The organism is Nocardioides cynanchi, assembly GCF_008761635.1.
Classification (GTDB): domain Bacteria; phylum Actinomycetota; class Actinomycetes; order Propionibacteriales; family Nocardioidaceae; genus Nocardioides; species Nocardioides cynanchi.
Genome location: NZ_CP044344.1, coordinates 337,006 through 354,909 on the forward strand (window position 1 = coordinate 337,006; position 17,904 = coordinate 354,909).

Annotated in this window: 16 protein-coding genes; 12 read left to right on the forward strand and 4 right to left on the reverse strand. The window is 69.6% G+C overall.

Translation table 11 applies throughout. The features are described 5' to 3' along the window. Entirely contained in the window at nt 1-1,401 is a 1,401-nt protein-coding gene (locus E3N83_RS01810; RefSeq protein WP_151081709.1) for an NAD(P)/FAD-dependent oxidoreductase, read from the reverse strand. Continuing rightward, the gene (locus E3N83_RS01815) at nt 1,386-1,853 is read right to left on the reverse strand and encodes an Lrp/AsnC family transcriptional regulator (protein ID WP_151081710.1); all 468 of its coding nucleotides are present in this window, start codon (nt 1,851-1,853) and stop codon (nt 1,386-1,388) included. The genes E3N83_RS01810 and E3N83_RS01815 overlap by 16 nt, the downstream gene beginning before the upstream one ends. A gap of 204 nt (nt 1,854-2,057) precedes the next feature. On the opposite strand from E3N83_RS01815, the gene E3N83_RS01820 reads away from it, so the two are divergent. The 4 genes from E3N83_RS01820 to E3N83_RS01835 are packed head-to-tail and all read left to right on the forward strand — an operon-like array spanning nt 2,058 to nt 5,998. Further along, on the forward strand, nt 2,058-3,191 hold the full coding sequence (locus E3N83_RS01820; protein ID WP_238343019.1) for a polyamine ABC transporter substrate-binding protein: 1,134 nt from the start codon (nt 2,058-2,060) through the stop codon (nt 3,189-3,191). Further along, a complete protein-coding gene (locus E3N83_RS01825; RefSeq protein ID WP_151081712.1) occupies nt 3,175-4,338 on the forward strand; it encodes an ABC transporter ATP-binding protein in 1,164 nt (387 codons plus the stop codon). The genes E3N83_RS01820 and E3N83_RS01825 overlap by 17 nt, the downstream gene beginning before the upstream one ends. Continuing rightward, nucleotides 4,335-5,195, forward strand: a complete 861-nt coding sequence (locus E3N83_RS01830) for an ABC transporter permease (protein ID WP_151081713.1) — start codon at nt 4,335-4,337, stop codon at nt 5,193-5,195. Before E3N83_RS01825 ends, E3N83_RS01830 begins: the two co-directional genes overlap by 4 nt. After that, the gene (locus E3N83_RS01835) at nt 5,192-5,998 is read left to right on the forward strand and encodes an ABC transporter permease (protein ID WP_238343020.1); all 807 of its coding nucleotides are present in this window, start codon (nt 5,192-5,194) and stop codon (nt 5,996-5,998) included. The genes E3N83_RS01830 and E3N83_RS01835 overlap by 4 nt, the downstream gene beginning before the upstream one ends. A gap of 164 nt (nt 5,999-6,162) precedes the next feature. Here the strand turns inward: E3N83_RS01835 and E3N83_RS01840 are convergent, their stop codons facing one another. Further along, on the reverse strand, nt 6,163-7,551 hold the full coding sequence (locus E3N83_RS01840; protein WP_151081714.1) for an aspartate aminotransferase family protein: 1,389 nt from the start codon (nt 7,549-7,551) through the stop codon (nt 6,163-6,165). A 149-nt stretch (nt 7,552-7,700) separates the two neighbouring features. Between E3N83_RS01840 and speB the strand changes: the two genes are divergently transcribed. Both speB and E3N83_RS01850 read left to right on the forward strand, forming a co-directional pair. After that, nucleotides 7,701-8,702 carry an agmatinase gene (gene speB, locus E3N83_RS01845; RefSeq protein WP_151081715.1) on the forward strand — a complete coding sequence of 334 codons (1,002 nt, stop codon included), beginning with the start codon at nt 7,701-7,703 and terminating at the stop codon, nt 8,700-8,702. Next, complete coding sequence (locus E3N83_RS01850) at nt 8,702-10,339, forward strand: amidohydrolase (RefSeq protein WP_151081716.1); 1,638 nt, start codon at nt 8,702-8,704, stop codon at nt 10,337-10,339. Before speB ends, E3N83_RS01850 begins: the two co-directional genes overlap by 1 nt. On the opposite strand, the gene E3N83_RS01855 is transcribed toward E3N83_RS01850, so the two are convergent. Further along, on the reverse strand, nt 10,327-11,214 hold the full coding sequence (locus tag E3N83_RS01855) for a hypothetical protein (RefSeq protein WP_151081717.1): 888 nt from the start codon (nt 11,212-11,214) through the stop codon (nt 10,327-10,329). The genes E3N83_RS01850 and E3N83_RS01855 overlap by 13 nt on opposite strands. 271 nt (nt 11,215-11,485) lie before the next feature. Between E3N83_RS01855 and E3N83_RS01860 the strand changes: the two genes are divergently transcribed. From E3N83_RS01860 to E3N83_RS01885, 6 genes are read left to right on the forward strand one after another with little or no spacing between them, the layout of a single operon-like run. Beyond that, on the forward strand, nt 11,486-12,919 hold the full coding sequence (locus E3N83_RS01860; protein ID WP_151081718.1) for a gamma-aminobutyraldehyde dehydrogenase: 1,434 nt from the start codon (nt 11,486-11,488) through the stop codon (nt 12,917-12,919). 11 nt (nt 12,920-12,930) lie between these two features. Next, entirely contained in the window at nt 12,931-13,533 is a 603-nt protein-coding gene (locus tag E3N83_RS01865) for an MBL fold metallo-hydrolase (protein ID WP_191907906.1), read from the forward strand. Beyond that, nucleotides 13,530-14,744, forward strand: coding sequence for a saccharopine dehydrogenase family protein (locus E3N83_RS01870; RefSeq protein WP_151081720.1), 1,215 nt, complete (start codon nt 13,530-13,532; stop codon nt 14,742-14,744). The genes E3N83_RS01865 and E3N83_RS01870 overlap by 4 nt, the downstream gene beginning before the upstream one ends. Nucleotides 14,745-14,792: 48 nt before the next feature. Next, nucleotides 14,793-15,797, forward strand: a complete 1,005-nt coding sequence (locus E3N83_RS01875; protein WP_238343021.1) for an ABC transporter ATP-binding protein — start codon at nt 14,793-14,795, stop codon at nt 15,795-15,797. Continuing rightward, nucleotides 15,794-16,999: an ABC transporter substrate-binding protein gene (locus E3N83_RS01880; RefSeq protein WP_151081722.1), complete on the forward strand. Its 1,206-nt coding sequence runs from the start codon at nt 15,794-15,796 to the stop codon at nt 16,997-16,999. The genes E3N83_RS01875 and E3N83_RS01880 overlap by 4 nt, the downstream gene beginning before the upstream one ends. Before the next feature lie 2 nt (nt 17,000-17,001). Beyond that, a complete protein-coding gene (locus tag E3N83_RS01885) occupies nt 17,002-17,898 on the forward strand; it encodes an ABC transporter permease (protein ID WP_238343022.1) in 897 nt (298 codons plus the stop codon). The last annotated feature ends 6 nt before the right edge of the window (nt 17,899-17,904 follow it).

Below are 17,904 nucleotides of genomic sequence, written 5' to 3' on the forward strand. Positions count from 1 at the left end.
CTAGCCGATCAGCGGCGCGACGACCTTGGCGATCCGGCTCTCGCGACCCGTGCGCGCCTCCTCGGAGTCGGCCCAGGTCATCGCGCGCAGGCCGGCGTTGATGCCCAGCCAGCGCAGGGGTTCTGGCTCCCACGAGCGCGACCGGTGGTCGACCCAGGGGAGTCGGGTCAGCTCGGTGTCGCGCCCGAGGACGAGGTCGGCGAGGGTCCGCCCGGCGAGGTTGGTGGTGCTGACGCCGTCGCCGACGTAGCCGCCCGCCCAGCCCACGCCCGTGCTGCGGTCGAGGCCGACCGAGGCCGTCCAGTCGCGGGCGATGCCGAGCGCACCGCCCCAGGCATGGGTGACCCGGGCCGGAGCCACGGCCGGGAAGAGGTCGACCAGGGTGGCGTGCAGCGCCGCGAAGACGTGCTCGTTGCGGTCGAACCCCGGCCGGATCCGGGAGCCGAAGTGGTAGGGCGCCCCGCGCCCGCCGAAGACCAGCCGGTCGTCGGCGGTGCGCTGGCCGTAGATGATCAGGTGCCGGTGGTCGTTGAAGGTCTCGCGCCGGCGCAGCCCGATCTGCTCCCAGGTCGCCTCGGGCAGCGGCTCGGTGGCGATGATCAGCGAGTAGACCGGCACGATCTGACGGCGTTGCCCGGCCAGCGTCCGGGTGTAGCCCTCCGTGGCCCGGATCACGTGCGCGGCCCGGACCGTGCCGTGCCGGGTCTCCACGCGGCCCGGCGCGATCTCGGTGGCCGGGGTCTGCTCGTAGATCGTGCCGCCGCGCCGCTCGACCGCCGCCGCGAGGCCGCGCACGAGGCGGCCGGGGTGGATCGCGGCGCAGTCGGGGGTGTACGTCGCGCCCCGCACCCGGGTGGCGGCCAGCACGCTCGTGGCCTCGGTCTCGCTGAGCAGCCGGACCTGGTCCTCGCCCAGACCCCAGCTGCGGGCGTGCTCGACCTCCGCCTTCGCGCGCGCCAGCTGGGGGCCGCTACGGGCCAGCGCGATGGTGCCGCCCTTGGCCATCTGCGCGTCGATGTCCTCGGCAGTCGCGGCCAGGATCACCTCGTCCACGCTGTGCCGCATCGCGGCGTACTGCGCCAGGGCCGCGCTCCGGGACGACCGGCGGGCCAGGGAGTCCAGGGAGGAGGGGAAGAGGGCCGAGCACCAGCCGCCGTTGCGCCCGCTCGCGCCGAAGCCGGCGGTCTGCGCCTCGACCACCGCGATCCGCAGGGTCGGCTCCGCCCGGGCCAGGTAGAGCGCGGTCCACAGGCCGGTGAAGCCCGCGCCCACGATCGCCACGTCGACCTCGCGGTCACCGGGCAGGGGCGGCCGCGGGGTCCAGTCGTCGCCCGGCGTGGTCTGGTGCCACAGGGACAGGCTGCGCAGGTCGGGGGAGTCGGTGCTCAGCGCACACCCCACGAGTAGGTCTGCTTGCGCAGCTTGAGGTACATGAACGTCTCGGTGCCGACCACGCCGCTGATCCGGCGGATCTTCGACGAGATCACCTCCAGGAGGTGCTCGTCGCTCTCGCAGACGACCTCGACCAGCAGGTCGTAGGCGCCGGCGGTGATCACGACGTAGTCGACCTCGTCGAGGTCGGCGATCGCGTCGGCCACGGGCTCCATCGGCCCGTTGACCCGGACCCCGACCATCGCCTGTCGGGCGAAGCCCAGCTCGAGCGGGTCGGTGACCGCCACGACCTGCATCACGCCCCCGTCCACGAGGCGTTGGACCCGCTGCCGGACGGCGGCCTCGGAGAGACCGACCACCTTGCCGATCGCGGCGTACGAGCGTCGGCCGTCCTGCTGGAGCTGCTCGATGATGGCTTTGGATACATCGTCGAGGGCTGCCCGAGGCTGCTTCTTGGTCATGGACACCTATGCTGTCAGGCACTGGGGTGCGGGTCCAGCACCGTGTTACCGCAGGATTTCGTCGTGTCCGGGCAAATGAAACACGGAATCCCTTGTTACCGATGCCTGCGCATGACACGATCCGAACCGAATCGGCAGGCAGAGGCAGGAGTGCAGATGGCAGGCGGATCCGGGGGCGTCTCTCGCCGTACCGTCGTCCGAGGCGTGGGGGGAGCAGCCTTCGCAGGCGCCAGCCTGGCGGCTCTCAAGCTTCCCTTCTTCGGCGTCGGCGGCTCGCAGCAGGACCCCGCGACGTGCAAGGCGACCGACGTCTCGGCCACCGACAGGCGGTTGATCGTCTCCAACTGGCCGGCCTACATCGACCCCCCGCACAAGGCGGGCTCCACGCTGGCGGTCTTCCAGGACCGGACCGGCATCTCGGTGAAGTACAACGACGACGTCAACGACAACAACGAGTTCTACGCCAAGGTGAAGAACCAGCTCGGCGCCTGCCAGCCGGTGCAGCGCGACATCATGGTGCTCACCGACTGGATGGCGGCCCGGATGATCGGCCTGGGCTGGATCCAGCCGCTGGACGCGAGCAAGGTGCCCAACCTTCACAAGAACCTCATCCCGCGGTTGCAGGGCAAGGCCTGGGACCCGAAGGAGACCTACCACGCGCCGTGGCAGAGCGGCCTGACCGGGATCGCCTACAACGCCTCGAAGACCAGCGAGGTGAAGAGCTTCACCGAGCTGATGACCCGCTCGGACCTCAAGGGCAAGGTCACCCTGCTGACCGAGATGCGCGACACGATGGGCTTCATGCTCCGCACGGTCGGGGCACACCCGGACAACTTCACCGACACGCAGTGGCAGAACGCCATCGACTCCCTGCACAAGGCGGTGTCCGACGGCCAGGTCCGCTCGTTCAACGGCAACGACTACCTCAACGACCTCGCCTCCGGCAACACCCTGGCCTGTGAGGCCTGGTCGGGCGACGTGATCATCGCCCAGCAGGACAACCCCGACATCAAGTTCGTCACGCCCGAGGAAGGCCTCGCGCTCTGGGCGGACAACATGCTGATCCCCAACCTCGCCCAGCACGAGCTGAACGCCGAGGAGTGGATCAACTACTACTACGACCCCGTGGTGGCGGCCAAGCTCGCCGACTGGAACTACTACATCTGCCCGGTGCAGGGCGCGCAGGAGGAGATGTTGAAGCTCGACAAGCCGGCCGCCAAGAGCCCGTTGATCTTCCCCGACGACAAGATGCTGTCGACGACGTGGGGCTTCATGCCGCTCAACGACCAGCAGGAGCTCCAATACGAAAAGGACTGGACCAATGTCACTTCCGGCTGAGACCACCGAGGCGCCAGCGGCGGGATCGGCCGGCGCCGGCCTCGAGCTGCGCGAGCTGACCAAGGACTTCGGGACCTTCAAGGCGGTCGACTCCCTGGACCTCGACGTACCGAGCGGATCGTTCTTCGCGTTGCTCGGCCCCTCGGGCTGCGGCAAGACCACGACCCTGCGGATGGTCGCCGGCCTCGAGACGCCGACGTCCGGCACGATCCGGCTCGGCGAGCGCGACATCACGTTCGAGAAGCCCTATCGGCGTCCGGTCAACACCGTGTTCCAGAACTACGCCCTGTTCCCGCACCTCGACATCTTCGAGAACGTCGCCTTCGGCCCGCGCCGTCGCAAGACCGGCGACGTCGACCGCGAGGTCACCGCGATGCTGGAGCTGGTGGAGCTGACCAGCCAAGCCCGCAAGAAGCCGGCCCAGCTCTCCGGTGGCCAGCAGCAGCGGGTGGCGCTGGCGAGGGCCCTGATCAACAAGCCCGAGGTGCTGCTCCTCGACGAGCCGCTCGGTGCGCTCGACCTCAAGCTCCGCCGGCAGATGCAGATCGAGCTCAAGCGGATCCAGGACGAGGTCGAGACGACGTTCATCCACGTCACGCACGACCAGGAGGAGGCCATGACCATGGCCGACACCATCGCGGTGATGAACGCCGGGATCATCGAGCAGATGGGTGCTCCCGACGAGCTCTACGAGAACCCGCGGACCACGTTCGTGGCCAACTTCCTGGGCCAGTCCAACCTGATCGAGGGCACGATCCAGAGCCGCGACGGCGACCTGACGACGGTCGACATGCACGGCATCGCGATCTCGGTCCCCAAGTCCCGCACCCACGCCGAGGGCGACCAGGGCTGGGTCGGCATCCGGCCGGAGAAGGTCCTGATCGGTGACGAGGGAGAGGCTCTCGACGCGCCGGGCAACACCATCCCCGGTGGCGTGGTCACCGACGTCAGCTTCGTCGGCGTCAGCACGCAGTACCTCGTCCGGATGCCGTGGGGCCAGGAGCTCCAGGTCTTCGAGCAGAACACCGGACGCCGCCGGATCTTCCGGCACGGCGACAAGGTCGAGCTCTCCTGGCGGCCCGAGTACGCCTTCCTGCTCGACCACGACCAGGACGCGTCGGCAGGCTCCCACCTGGACGACGAATGAGCGAGACCGTCCGCAAGAAGGGGATCGTCGGCTACGTCCTGCTGGCGCCCGCCTTCGTCTGGCTGCTGCTGTTCTTCCTGATCCCGTTCTACTCGTTGCTGGCGACCAGCCTGTTCAACGCGAACGGCTCGGACTTCCGCGGCTACACGATGGTCTACCAGTGGAGCAACTTCTCCGGCGTCATCCGCGACTACTGGCCGCAGATGGCGCGGTCCCTGGTGTACGGCGCCATCGCCACCTTCCAGTGCCTGATCCTGGGCTACGTGCTCGCCTACGCGATCGCGTTCAAGGCCGGCCGCTGGAAGAACCTCATGCTGGTGCTGGTGATCGCGCCGTTCTTCACCAGCTTCCTGATCCGGACCCTGTCGTGGAAGCTGATCCTCGCCGACGACGGCGTGGTGGTGAACTCCCTGCATTTCGTGCACATCCTGGGCCCGAACGGCCACCTGCTCTACACGCCGTTCGCGGTCGTGATGGGGCTGACCTACAACTTCCTGCCCTTCATGGTGCTGCCGCTCTTCGCCAGCATCGACAAGATCGACTACCGGCTGATCGAGGCCTCGAACGACCTCTACGCCAACCCGGTGGTCGGGTTCTTCAAGGTCACCTGGCCGCTGTCGTTGCCCGGTGTCGTGTCGGGGACCCTGCTGACGTTCATCCCGGCGGTCGGTGACTACATCAACGACCAGCTGCTGGGGAGCACGCAGACCCGGATGATCGGCAACACGATCCAGGCCCTGTTCACCGAGGCGAACGACTACCCGGCGGCCGGTGCGCTGTCGGTGATCCTGATGGTGATGATCGTGGCGATGGTGCTGTTCTACGTGAAGCGCGCCGGGACGGAGGACCTGCTGTGAGGTGGCTGCGCAGCAGGATCGTGCTGCTCCTCGGCATCCTGGTCCTGGTCTACACGTTCGTGCCGATCTTCATCGTCGTGATGATGAGCTTCAACAAGCTCCCCAGCGAGCAGTCGAAGATCTACAAGTTCTACTCCTTCACCTGGGACAACTGGCTGCACCCCTGCGCCGCGGAGGGCATGTGCCACGGCCTCGTGCTCAGCATCAAGATCGGCCTGCTGGCCACCCTCGGTGCGACCATCCTCGGCACCCTGGCGGCGTTCGCCCTGGTCCGGCACGACTTCGCCGGGCGGTCCGCCACCAACGTGCTGATCTTCCTGCCGATGGCCGCGCCCGAGATCGTGATGGGCTCCTCGCTGCTCGCGCTGTTCGTGGCCGCGGGCTTCGCCGGACAGCTGGGCTTCTGGACCATCCTGATCGCCCACATCATGTTCTGCCTGTCGTTCGTCGTGGTCACCGTGCGCTCGCGGTTGGCCGGCATGAGCGACACCCTCGAACAGGCGGCGATGGATCTGTACGCCACACCGCAGCAGACCTTCTGGAAGGTCACCTTCCCCCTGGTCTTCCCGGGCATCCTCGGAGCGGCCCTGCTGAGCTTCTCGCTCTCCTTCGACGACTTCATCATCACCAACCTCAACGCCGGCACCACCACGACGTTCCCGATGTACGTCTGGGGTGTGGCCCGCAAGACCGTGCCCATGCAGATCAACGTGATCGGCACGATGATGCTGCTGGTCTCGGTGCTGATCGTGGTCGGCAGCGAGCTGCGCAGCCGGGCCCGGCAGAAGGCCCTCGCGGGCTGAGCGGGGCCGCGGCTTTCCCCGGTTCACCGGGGAAACCGTCGCTTCCCAGCCGAAATTTCGGCCGAGAAGCGACGGTTTCGGCCCGGTAGTTCCTCCCGGCAGCCGCCCTCAGACGACCGAGACCCCGCCTCGAAACACTCGGGGCGGGGTCTCGGGGTACGACGTCAGATCAGGTCGCCGGCCTTGGTCAGCACCTCGCGCAGGATCTGCTCCATCTCGTCGAAGTGCTCCTGGTCGCAGATCAGCGGGGGAGCGAGCTGGATCACCGGGTCGCCCCGGTCGTCCGCGCGGCAGTAGAGCCCGGCGTCGTACAACGCCTTCGACAGGAAGCCGCGGAGCAGCTTCTCCGACTCCTCGTCGTTGAAGGTCTCCTTGGTGCCTTTGTCCTTGACCAGCTCGATGCCGAAGAAGTAGCCGTCACCGCGCACGTCGCCGACGATGGGCAGGTCGAGCAGCTTGGTCAGCGTCTCGCGGAACGCGCCCTCGTTGTCGCGGACGTGCTCGTTGATCTTCTCCTTCTCGAAGATGTCGAGGTTGGCCATCGCCACCGCGGTGGAGACCGGGTGGCCGCCGAAGGTGTAGCCGTGCAGGAACGTCGTGTCGCCCTTGAGGAACGGCTCCATCAGGCGGTCGGTCGCGATCATCGCGCCGAGCGGGGCGTAGCCCGAGGTCAGGCCCTTGGCGCAGGTGATGATGTCGGGCTGGTAGCCGTAGCGCTCGGCGCCGAACATGTGACCCAAGCGACCGAAGGCGCAGATGACCTCGTCGCTGACCAGGAGGACGTCGTACTCGTCGCAGATCTCGCGGACCCGGTCGAAGTAGCCCGGCGGCGGCGGGAAGCAGCCGCCGGAGTTCTGCACCGGCTCGAGGAACACCGCAGCGACGGTCTCGGGCCCTTCGTTCTCGATCGCCACCGCGATCTCGTTGGCCGCCCAGAGGCCGAACTTCTTCTCGTCGTCCTCGAAGTACGGCGCGCGGTAGTAGTTGGTGTTCGGGACCCGGAACGTCGAGGGCACCAGCGGCTCGAACATCGCCTTCATGCCGGGCAGACCCGTGATCGACAGCGCCCCGTGGGGGGTGCCGTGGTAGGCGATGGCCCGGCTGATCACCTTGTGCTTGTGCGGCTTGCCTACCAGCTTGAAGTAGTTCTTGGCCAGCTTCCACGCGGTCTCGACGGCCTCGCCGCCACCGGTGGTGAAGAAGATCCGGTTGAGGTCACCGGGCGCGTAGCCGGCGACCCGCTCCGCGAGCTCGATGGCGTTGGGGTGTGCGTAGGACCACAGCGGCATGAAGGCCAGCTTCTCGGCCTGCTTGGCGGCCGCCTCGGCCAGCTCCGCCCGGCCGTGCCCGAGCTGGCTCACGAACAGGCCGGCCAGGCCGTCGAGGTAGCGCTTGCCGTCGGAGTCGTAGATGTAGGCGCCCTCGCCACGCACGATGATCGGCACGTCGGCGGACTGGTAGCCGGAGTGCCGGGTGAAGTGCATCCAGAGGTGGTCACGAGCCGCCTGCTGCAGGTGGGCGTTGTCGTAGACGTGTTCGTCCTGACCGAGCATGAGTATCGGTTCCTCGTCTGGGGGGTGCGGTTACGACCATGATCTAACCCGAACGGAGTTCCGGCAAGCGAATCCGTAGGTCTTGACCAACTTACTGACGGAATCCGAAGGTGTGTCGCCGTGACCCGCCGTACTGGTAGGAAGTTCCCATGACACGCTACGGCGCCCAGTTCGGTCCGGACATCACCTTCCTCGGCGTCCCGGCCGTCGACGTCGACGACACCGCCGCTCTGGCCGCGGCCGACGTGGTCGTCGTGGGGGCGCCGTTCGACGGGGGTACGTCGCACCGGCCCGGCACCCGGTTCGGCCCGATGGCGATCCGGCAGACCGACTACCTGCCGCAGGACGGGTCGCGCCCGCATCTGGCGCTCCGGGTCGACGCGCTCCAGGACGTCACCGTCGTGGACATGGGCGACGTCGAGATGCCGCCGGGCGAGATCGAGCGCGCGCTCCAGGCCCTCGAGGACGCCGTGTACGCCGTCGCCTCGGCCGGCGCGATCCCGCTGGTGCTCGGAGGCGACCACTCGATCGCCCTCCCGGACGCGACCGGGGTGGCCCGGCACCACGGGTTCGGCCGGGTCTCGATGATCCACTTCGACGCGCACGCCGACACCGGTGACATCGAGTTCGGCTCGCTCTACGGGCACGGCCAGCCGATGCGCCGGCTGATCGAGTCCGGTGCGCTGCGTGGCGACCGCTTCCTCCAGATGGGGTTGCGCGGCTACTGGCCCGGCCCCGAGACGATGGCGTGGATGGCCGACCAGGACATGCGGTCCTACGAGATGACCGAGATCGGCAGGCGCGGGCTGGAGGCCTGCCTCGACGAGGCCTTCGAGATCGCCCTCGACGACTGCGACGCGGTCTTCCTCTCGGTCGACATCGACGTCTGCGACCCCGGCCACGCGCCCGGCACCGGCACCCCCGAGCCGGGTGGGCTGTCGTCGCGCGAGCTCCTGGACGCCGTACGCCGGATCTGCCGGGAGCTGCCGGTCGCCGGCATCGACGTGGTCGAGGTGTCCCCGCCCTACGACCACGCCGAGATCACCTCCTACCTCGCCAACCGGGTCTGCCTCGAGGCGCTGTCCGGGCTGGCCGCGAAGAAGGTCGGGATCACCCACGACCCCGCCGGCCCGCTGCTCGAGGGTCGCTGATGTCCACGCTGTTCACCGGCGGCTCGGTCTTCGACGGCCGCCGCCACCTGCCGGGTTACGACCTGCTGGTCGACGACGGCACGGTCGTCGCCGTGCTCGGGCCCGACTCGGCGGGTGAGGACCTGAAGGACCACGACGTCGTCGACCTCGCCGGCGGCCTGGTCGCACCCGGCTTCACCGACGCGCACTGCCACCCGATCCAGGGCGGCCTGGAGCGGAGGCAGTGCGACCTGACCGGCGGGGCGAGCCGGGACGAGTACCTCGCCCTGGTCCGCGCGTACGCCGACCGGCACGACGGGCCGTGGATCCGGGGCGGTGGCTGGGCGATGTCGGCGTTCCCGGGCGGGACGCCGTCGGCCCTCGACCTCGACACCGTGGTGCCGGACCGTCCGGTCTTCCTGCCCAACCGCGACCACCACGGGGCCTGGGTCAACTCGCGTGCCCTCGAGCTCGCCGGCATCACCGCCGAGACGCCCGACCCGCCGGACGGCCGGATCGAGCGGCTCCCCGACGGGCGACCGCAGGGCACACTTCACGAGGGCGCGATGGACCTGGTGGCGAGGCTGCAGCCCGACCTCCCACCCGAGGCGTACGCCGAGGCGCTGGTCGAGGGCCAGCGCTACCTGTTCTCCCTCGGGGTCACGGCCTGGCAGGACGCGATCGTCGGCGCGTACGACGGCATGGCCGACACCGGGTCGACGTACCTGGACGCGGTCGCGAACGGCGACCTGCTCGCCGATGTGGTCGGCGCGCTCTGGTGGGAGCGCGGGCTCGGGCTGACGCAGATCCCCGACCTGGTGGAGCGCCGTCAGCGGCAGACCGGCGGTCGCTTCCGTGCCACCAGCGTGAAGATCATGCAGGACGGCGTTCTCGAGAACGGCACGGCCGCCCTCGGTACGCCGTACCTCGACCGCTGCGGGCACGCCACCGACAACGCCGGGCACTCGTTCGTGGACGGCGCCGAGCTGAAGGAGGTCGTGGCCGCGCTGGCGGCCGAGGGCTTCCAGGTGCACGTGCACGCGATCGGCGATCGCGGGGTGCGCGAGGCGCTCGACGCGTTCGAAGCGGCCCGGGCCGCCGGGCACGGCGAGGACCTGCGGCACCACATCGCCCACCTCCAGCTGGTGCACCCCGACGACGTGCCGCGCTTCGCCGCGGTCGGTGTCGCGGCCAACGCACAGGCGCTCTGGGCGTGCAACGAGGAGCAGATGACCGAGCTCACGATCCCGTTCCTGGGGCCCGAGCGCGCCACCTGGCAGTACCCGTTCGGCGGGCTCCACCGCTCCGGCGCGCGCCTGGTGATGGGCAGCGACTGGCCGGTCACCTCGCCCGACCCGCTCGCCGCGATCCACACCGCCGTCACCCGCACGTCGTACGGCGAGGAGGGGCCGGCCGGGCACGACCCGTTCCTCCCCGAGCAGGGGCTCGATCTGGCCACCGCGTTCGCGGCGTACACCTCGGGCTCGGCCTGGGTGAACGGGCGCGACCGGATCGACGGCGCCGGCGTGCTGGCCCCCGGCAATGTCGCCGACCTGGTCGTCCTCGACCGCGACCCCTTCGCCCACCCGACCGACGAGATCGGCGCGACCAGGGTCGTGTCGACCTGGGTGGTCGGGAAGGCCGTCTACGCGGTCTGAGTGGCCGGGTGCGTCTCCCCCACGAGGTCGGTCAGGACGGCGTGCACGGCGGCCGGGTCGCGGTACACGTCGGCCCAGAGGAACCGCACGACGCGCCAGCCCGCGCGCACCATGGCCGTGTAGCGGCGGACATCACGGTCGAACGGCGACCGGTCGCCGTGGTAGGCCCACGACTCCGCCTCGATCACGATGCCGAGGCGGACGTCGACCAGGTCGGCGGCGCCGATGAACTCCGCGCCCCCGATGTGGACCTGCGGCTCCACCGAGAGCCCCGGGACGTCGAGCGCGATCCCGCGGAGCATCGACTCGAACGGGTTCGCGGCACGCGGGTCCGCTGACTCGGCCACGCGTACGGCGCGCGAGCGGCCGGTCCGGGGCGACGCGCGGGCGGCTGCCACCAATTCGTTGCGGGTCAGCCCGCCCGAGCGGAGAGCGGAGTCTGCGACGGCGAGAGCCTGACCGAACCCCAACGTGCGGGCACAGTCCACGACGGTGCGCGCCGGGCCGGTGACGCCGTTCGCCACCTCCAGGTCGGTGAGGGTGCCCCAGAAGATCCGCACCCTTGCGCGATCGGCGGCGGAGACCTGGCCGGACCGCGGCACCGTGACCATCGGCCGCGTGGGCGGCACCGCGATCGCCCAGCCGTGGTCCAGAGCGGCGCTGAGATGGGAGCGTGCGCCCTGCACTGCGCGCACGGTTGTCTGGGTCGGGTCGAGGGCGGGCAGGGCCACCGTGCCGCGACCGAGTCGCCGCACGACGCCCTGCGCCACGGCGGCGCGCAGGGCCCGACGCGAGGTCAGGGCACGCAGGTCGGCGCTGGTGGAGACGCCGCCCAGCTGGGCCAGCGTCACCGCCACCTCCACCGGCGTCGTCATGAGCCCGAGGCTGCCACTGGTGCGCCCGTGCCGGCGCCCGTTCTCCACAGGCCCGGTGGTCGCCCACGGCGGCAGTTCGGGTGGGGGTTCGACGGCTGCAGCGTGGCACGAGGAACGCCAGGCGTGAACTGCAGCGCACGATGACCACAACAAGGCCCACCGGCGCGCCACGAGCGCGTTCAGCCCGCCGTACGACCCGGGTCTGACGAAATCCGTCGTTTCGTGGACCCGCCTCTACCGATTCCGTCGCCTGCTGGTTAGGCTCCCGCCCATGGCTGACGAGGCGTTCCGCAACATCGTCGACGGTGGTCCGGTCGACAGTGCGTCCGGGCAGACCTACGACATCGTGGACCCGACGACGGGCGAGGTGTACGCGACGGCGCCGCTGTCGGGCGCCGAGGACATCGACCGGGCCTACCGGGCGGCGGCCGACGCCTTCGAGGCGTGGGGTGACACCACCCCGAAGGTCCGGGCCCGCGCCCTGCTGCACATCGCCGACGCGATCGAGGCGCGGATCGACGAGATCAACGCCGTGGAGTGCCGCGACACCGGCAAGCCCCTCGGGCTGACGATGTCGGAGGAGATGCCTTACGCCTCCGACCACTTCCGCTTCTTCGCCGGCGCTTCGCGGGTGCTGGAGGGCAAGTCGGCGGGGGAGTACCTCGAGGATCACACGTCGTGGATCCGGCGCGAGCCGATCGGCGTGGTCGGCCAGGTGACGCCCTGGAACTACCCGCTGATGATGATGATCTGGAAGATCGCACCCGCGCTCGCAGCCGGGAACACGGTCGTGCTCAAGCCCAGCGACACCACCCCGGCAAGCTCCACGCTGCTCGCGGAGCTGTGCCAGGAGTTCCTGCCTCCCGGCGTGCTCAACGTCGTGTGCGGCGACCGGGACACCGGCCGTCTGCTCGTCGAGCACCCGACCCCGCAGATGGTCTCGATCACCGGCTCGGTCCGGGCCGGGATGGAGGTCGCCGGCGCGGCGGCACAGGACCTCAAGCGGGTCCACCTCGAGCTCGGCGGCAAGGCGCCGGTGATCGTCTTCGACGACGCGGACATCGAGAAGGCGGCCGAGGGCATCGCGATGGCCGGCTACTTCAACGCCGGCCAGGACTGCACCGCGGCCACCCGCGTGCTCGCCGGGCCCGGTGTCCACGACGACTTCGTGGCCGCGCTCACCGAGCAGGCGAGGAACACCAGGACCGGGCTCCCCGACGACGAGGACGTCCTGTACGGCGCGCTCAACAACCAGACCCAGCTCGAGCGGGTCGCCGGCATGGTCGACCGGCTGCCCGACCACGCCAGCCTCGAGACCGGCGGCCGTCGCCAGGGCGACCGGGGCTACTTCTACGAGCCGACCGTGCTCTCCGGGCTCCAGCAGGACGACGAGCAGATCCAGAACGAGATCTTCGGTCCGGTGATCACGGTGCAGCGGTTCTCCGACGAGGCCGAGGCGCTGCGCTGGGCGAACGGCGTCGACTACGGCCTGGCCTCCAGCGTGTGGACCCGCGACCACGCCCGCGCACTGCGGATGTCGAGGCACCTCGACTTCGGCGTGGTCTGGATCAACACCCACATCCCGTTCGTCTCGGAGATGCCCCACGGCGGGTTCAAGCACTCGGGCTACGGCAAGGACCTCTCGATGTACGGCCTGGAGGACTACACCCGGGTCAAGCACGTCATGAGCTACCACGGCGAGTGAGGACAGGCACTGTGAGCGCCACCGTCGACGTACTCGTCACCGGGCACGTCGAGGAGACCGACGCCGGCTCGTCGGTGCACCCCACGATCAGCCTGGTCCGTGACGCCGACCTGGTGCTGGTCGTCGACCCCGGCATCCTCTCCGACCCGTCCCTCCTCACCGATGCGCTGCGGGAGCACGGAGTCGGCGCCGAGGACGTCACGCACGTCTTCGTCACCCACCACCACGTCGACCACACCCGCAACGTCGGCATGTTCGCCCGCGCCGTCGTGGTCGACGTCGACTCGGTGTACGACGGGTCGCTGTGGCTCGAGCACGGCGGCGACGGGCATCAGCTCAGCGACCGCGTCCGGGTGATCGAGACGCCGGGGCACGCCGCCGAGTGCGCGGCCCTGGTCGTCGACACCGACGACGGCACCGTCGTGCTGACCCACGCGTGGTGGTTCGCCGACATGACGCCCGTGGAGGATCCTCTGGCGTGGGACCAGTCGGCGCTGGAGAAGAGCCGCGCGCGGATCCTCGAGATCGCGGACGTCGTCGTACCAGGTCACGGGCCGGCCTTCCGGCCGGCAGCCCGGCCGGAGTCACCCCAACCGAACGAAGGGACGTCATGAGGATCCTGCTGATCGGCGCCGGAGGTGTCGGCGGTGCGTTCACGGCGATCGCCGCGCGCCGCGACTTCTTCGAGACGATCGTGGTCGCCGACTACGACGTCGCGAAGGCCGAGCGTGCCGCAGCCACCGACCCGCGCTTCGTCGCCGCCCGGGTGGACGCCTCGGACGCGGCCTCGGTCACGGCGCTGTGTCAGGAGCACGCCATCACCCACGTGATGAACGCGGTCGACCCGGTCTTCAACATGCCGATCTTCGACGGAGCCTTCGCGGCCGGCGTCGACTACCTCGACATGGCGATGTCGCTGTCGAAGCCGCACCCCGAGGCGCCGTACGAGAAGACCGGCGTGATGCTCGGCGACGAGCAGTTCGCGGTCGCCTCCGCGTGGGAGTCGGCCGGCCGGCTGGCCCTGGTCGGGATGGGCGTCGAGCCCGGCCTCTCCGACGTCTTCGCGCGGTACGCCGGCGACCACGACTTCTCCGAGATCGACGAGCTGGGCACCCGCGACGGCGCCAACCTCGTGGTCACCGATGACGACGGCAACGAGATCTTCGCGCCGTCGTTCTCGATGTGGACCACGATCGAGGAGTGCCTGAACCCCCCGGTGATCTGGCAGGACGGCGCGTGGCACACCACGGCGCCGTTCAGCGAGCCCGAGGTCTTCGACTTCCCCGAGGGCATCGGGCCGGTCGAGTGCGTGAACGTCGAGCACGAGGAGGTGCTCCTGATGCCGCGCTGGGTCGACTGCAAGCGGGCGACCTTCAAGTACGGCCTCGGCGACGAGTTCATCAACATCCTCAAGGTGCTGCACACTCTCGGGCTCGACAGCACCGAGAAGATTCGGGTCAAGGGCGTCGAGGTGAGCCCGCGCGACGTCGTGGCCGCGGTGCTGCCCGACCCGGCGACCGTCGGGCCGCGGATGAAGGGCAAGACCTGCGCCGGGCTCTGGGTGACCGGGACCGGCAAGGACGGCCAGCCGCGGTCGACGTACTACTACCACGTGGTCGACAACGAGCAGACGATGGCGGAGTACGGCCACCAGTGCGTCGTCTGGCAGACCGCGATCAACCCGGTTGTCGCGCTCGAGCTGCTGGCCAACGGCACCTGGCAGGGCGCCGGCGTGCTCGGCCCGGAGGCCTTCGACGCCGTACCGTTCCTGGACCTGCTGACCGCGTACGGCTCGCCGTGGGGCGTGCAGGACGTGGGTGCCTGAGTGCCCGCAGCGGTGTCCGCTCGGGGACTGACCAAACACTTCGGTGACGTGCACGCCGTCGACCAGCTCGACCTCGACGTCGAGGACGGCGAGTTCTTCTCGATGCTCGGCCCGTCGGGATCAGGCAAGACCACCGTGCTGCGGCTGATCGCTGGCTTCGAGCGGCCGACCTCGGGCCGGATCCTGCTCGGCGACGACGACGTCACCGACCTGCCCCCGCACCTGCGCAACGTGAACACGGTGTTCCAGGACTACGCGATCTTCCCGCACATGGACGTGATCACGAACGTCGAGTACGGCCTGCGGGTCAAGAAGGTCGACCGCAAGCTGCGCCGCCAGCGGGCCGAGGACGCGCTGGCCTCCGTCCGCCTCGAGGGGTACGGCGGCCGCAAGCCGCACCAGCTCTCCGGTGGGCAGCGACAGCGGGTCGCCCTGGCCCGGGCCCTGGTCAACTGGCCGAAGGTGCTGCTGCTCGACGAGCCGCTCGGCGCCCTCGACCTCAAGCTGCGCCGCGAGATGCAGCTCGAGCTGAAGCTGATCCAGCGCGAGGTCGGCATCACCTTCGTCTTCGTCACCCACGACCAGGAGGAGGCGCTCTCGATGAGCGACCGGGTCGCGGTCTTCAACGAGGGCAGGGTCGAGCAGGTGGCCACGCCGGTCGAGCTCTACGAGCGCCCCGCCAGCTCCTTCGTGGCCGGCTTCGTGGGCACCTCCAACCGGATCGGTGGAGACGCGGCCGTGGCTGTGCTCGGGGTGGCCGGGGAGTACGCCGTACGCCCCGAGAAGCTGCACCTCGCCGGGCCCGGCAGCCCGCACGACTCCGACGAGATCGCCGCCCCCGGCACCGTGCGGGAGGTCGTCTATCTCGGCCCGAGCACGCACACGATCGTGGAGCTCGACGCCGGGCCGCGGCTCACGGTCTCCCGCCCCAACACCGGCGCCAGCGCCCACGACGCGCTCGAGGCCTCCGGCGCCCGCGTCGACGTGGTCTGGAACCGCGGCTCACAGATTTCTCTCTCGGGGCCCCACGATGACAACCAGGAGAAACCATGACCACGCGCATCCGATCCCTCGGCGCCCTGATCGGGGTCGCCGCGCTCGCTCTCGTCGCCGGCTGCGGCAGCCAGGGGAGCTCGACGTCCGGTACTCCCGGCGCCGGGGGCTTCACCCCGCCGAGCATCCCGATGAAGCAGTCCATGGGGAAGATGGAAGGTTCGGTGAACATCCTGGCCTGGCCGGGGTACGCCGAGGACGGCTCCAACGACCCCAAGGTCGACTGGGTCACGCCCTTCGAACAGCAGACCGGCTGCCAGGCCAACGTGAAGTACTTCGGCACCTCCGACGAGGCGGTCAACCTGCTCAAGACCGGCAACTACGACGTGGTCTCGGCCTCCGGCGACGCGTCCCTGCGGCTGATCGCGGGGGGCGACGTGGCCCCGGTGAACACCTCGCTGATCAAGGACTACAACCAGATCGAGCCGTTCCTGAAGGACAAGGCCTGGAACAGCGTCAACGGCCAGATGTACGGCGTGCCGCACGGCTGGGGCGCGAACCTGCTGATGTACCGCACCGACCTGGTCTCGCCGGCCCCGACCAGCTGGGGCGCGGTCTTCGACCAGTCGTCGACCTACAAGGGCAAGGTGACGGCGTACGACTCCCCGATCTACATCGCCGACGCCGCGCTCTACCTGATGAAGACCCAGCCCGACCTGGGGATCAAGAACCCCTACGCGCTGGACCAGACCCAGCTCGACGCCGCGGTCAGCCTGCTGAAGAACCAGCGCGCCAACATCTCGGAGTACTGGTCGGACTACCTCAAGGAGGTCTCGGCGTTCAAGAGCGGCGACTCGGTGATCGGCACGACCTGGAAGGTGATCCAGCAGGTGGCGGCCAGCGAGAAGGCACCGGTCAAGGCGATCCTGCCCACCGAGGGTGCCACCGGCTGGTCGGACACCTGGATGATCGGCGCGCACGCCCAGCACCCGAACTGCGCCTACGCGTGGATGTCCTACATCACCGAGCCGAAGCCGCAGTCGGAGGTGGCGCAGTACTTCGGTGAGGCGCCGGCCAACGGCCAGGCCTGCAAGCTCACCGGTGCCGCGTTCTGCAAGGCCTACCACACCACCGACCAGGCCTTCGCCGACAAGATCTGGTACTGGACCACCCCGATCTCGCAGTGCCTGGACGGCCGCACGAACACCACGTGCACCAACTACGGCGACTGGACCCAGGCCTGGACCGAGATCAAGGGCTGACCTTGGCGGTCACCACGACGGACCCCGCAACCCCCGCCCGGACCGGGCGGGGGTCGGTCCTGGCGCGCTCCTCGGGGCTGCGCACCGGGCTGCTGCTCCTGCCGCCCATGCTGTGGCTCGGGGTCGCCTACCTTGCTGCCCTGGCGGCGCTGTTCATCACGTCGCTGTGGGGGCAGGAGGACTTCACCGGCGCGATCGTGCGGGTCTGGACGCTGCAGAACTACCACGACCTCGTGCACATCTCGGTCTACCGGACCATCGCGTTCCGCACGATCGGGATCGCCGCCCTCGTCACGGTCGTGGACGCGATCGTCGCGTTCCCGATCGCACTCTTCATGGCCAAGGTCGCCTCGCCGCGGGTGCGCCGGCTGCTGGTGATCGCGGTGCTGATGCCGCTGTGGGCGTCGTACCTCGTGAAGGCCTACGCCTGGCGCGGGATGTTCTCGGAGGGTGGTCTGATCGACTGGGTGGGCAAGCCGTTCGGGCTGCACTCGCCCGGCTACGGCCTGGTCGCGACCACCATCACGCTGGCCTACCTGTGGCTGCCCTACATGATCCTGCCGATCTTCGCCGGGCTGGAGCGGGTGCCGAGCTCGCTGTTCGAGGCGTCCGGCGACCTCGGCGCGGGGGCGCTGACCACGATCCGGCGGGTGGTGCTCCCGATGGCGTTCCCGGCGATCGTGGCGGGCTCGATCTTCACCTTCTCGCTGTCGCTGGGCGACTACATCGCCGTGCAGATCGTCGGCGGGGCCAGCCAGCTGCTCGGCAACGTCGTCTACGACAACGTCGGCTCGGCCAACAACCTGCCGTTCGCCTCGGCGCTGGCGACCGTGCCAGTCGTGGTGATGCTGGTCTACCTCGCTGCCGCACGGCGTACCGGCGCCCTGGACAACCTGTGAGCGCCG

Bases quoted from the DNA above. Each gene is read 5' to 3' on its own strand.
- speB (WP_151081715.1), top strand. From the start codon at position 7,701: ATGACACGCTACGGCGCCCAGTTCGGTCCGGACATCACCTTCCTCGGC.
- E3N83_RS01880 (WP_151081722.1), top strand. From the start codon at position 15,794: ATGACCACGCGCATCCGATCCCTCGGCGCCCTGATCGGGGTCGCCGCG.
- E3N83_RS01860 (WP_151081718.1), top strand. From the start codon at position 11,486: ATGGCTGACGAGGCGTTCCGCAACATCGTCGACGGTGGTCCGGTCGAC.
- E3N83_RS01870 (WP_151081720.1), top strand. From the start codon at position 13,530: ATGAGGATCCTGCTGATCGGCGCCGGAGGTGTCGGCGGTGCGTTCACG.
- E3N83_RS01850 (WP_151081716.1), top strand. From the start codon at position 8,702: ATGTCCACGCTGTTCACCGGCGGCTCGGTCTTCGACGGCCGCCGCCAC.
- E3N83_RS01825 (WP_151081712.1), top strand. From the start codon at position 3,175: ATGTCACTTCCGGCTGAGACCACCGAGGCGCCAGCGGCGGGATCGGCC.
- E3N83_RS01815 (WP_151081710.1), bottom strand. From the start codon at position 1,853: ATGACCAAGAAGCAGCCTCGGGCAGCCCTCGACGATGTATCCAAAGCC.
- E3N83_RS01840 (WP_151081714.1), bottom strand. From the start codon at position 7,551: ATGCTCGGTCAGGACGAACACGTCTACGACAACGCCCACCTGCAGCAG.
- E3N83_RS01830 (WP_151081713.1), top strand. From the start codon at position 4,335: ATGAGCGAGACCGTCCGCAAGAAGGGGATCGTCGGCTACGTCCTGCTG.
- E3N83_RS01855 (WP_151081717.1), bottom strand. From the start codon at position 11,214: ATGACGACGCCGGTGGAGGTGGCGGTGACGCTGGCCCAGCTGGGCGGC.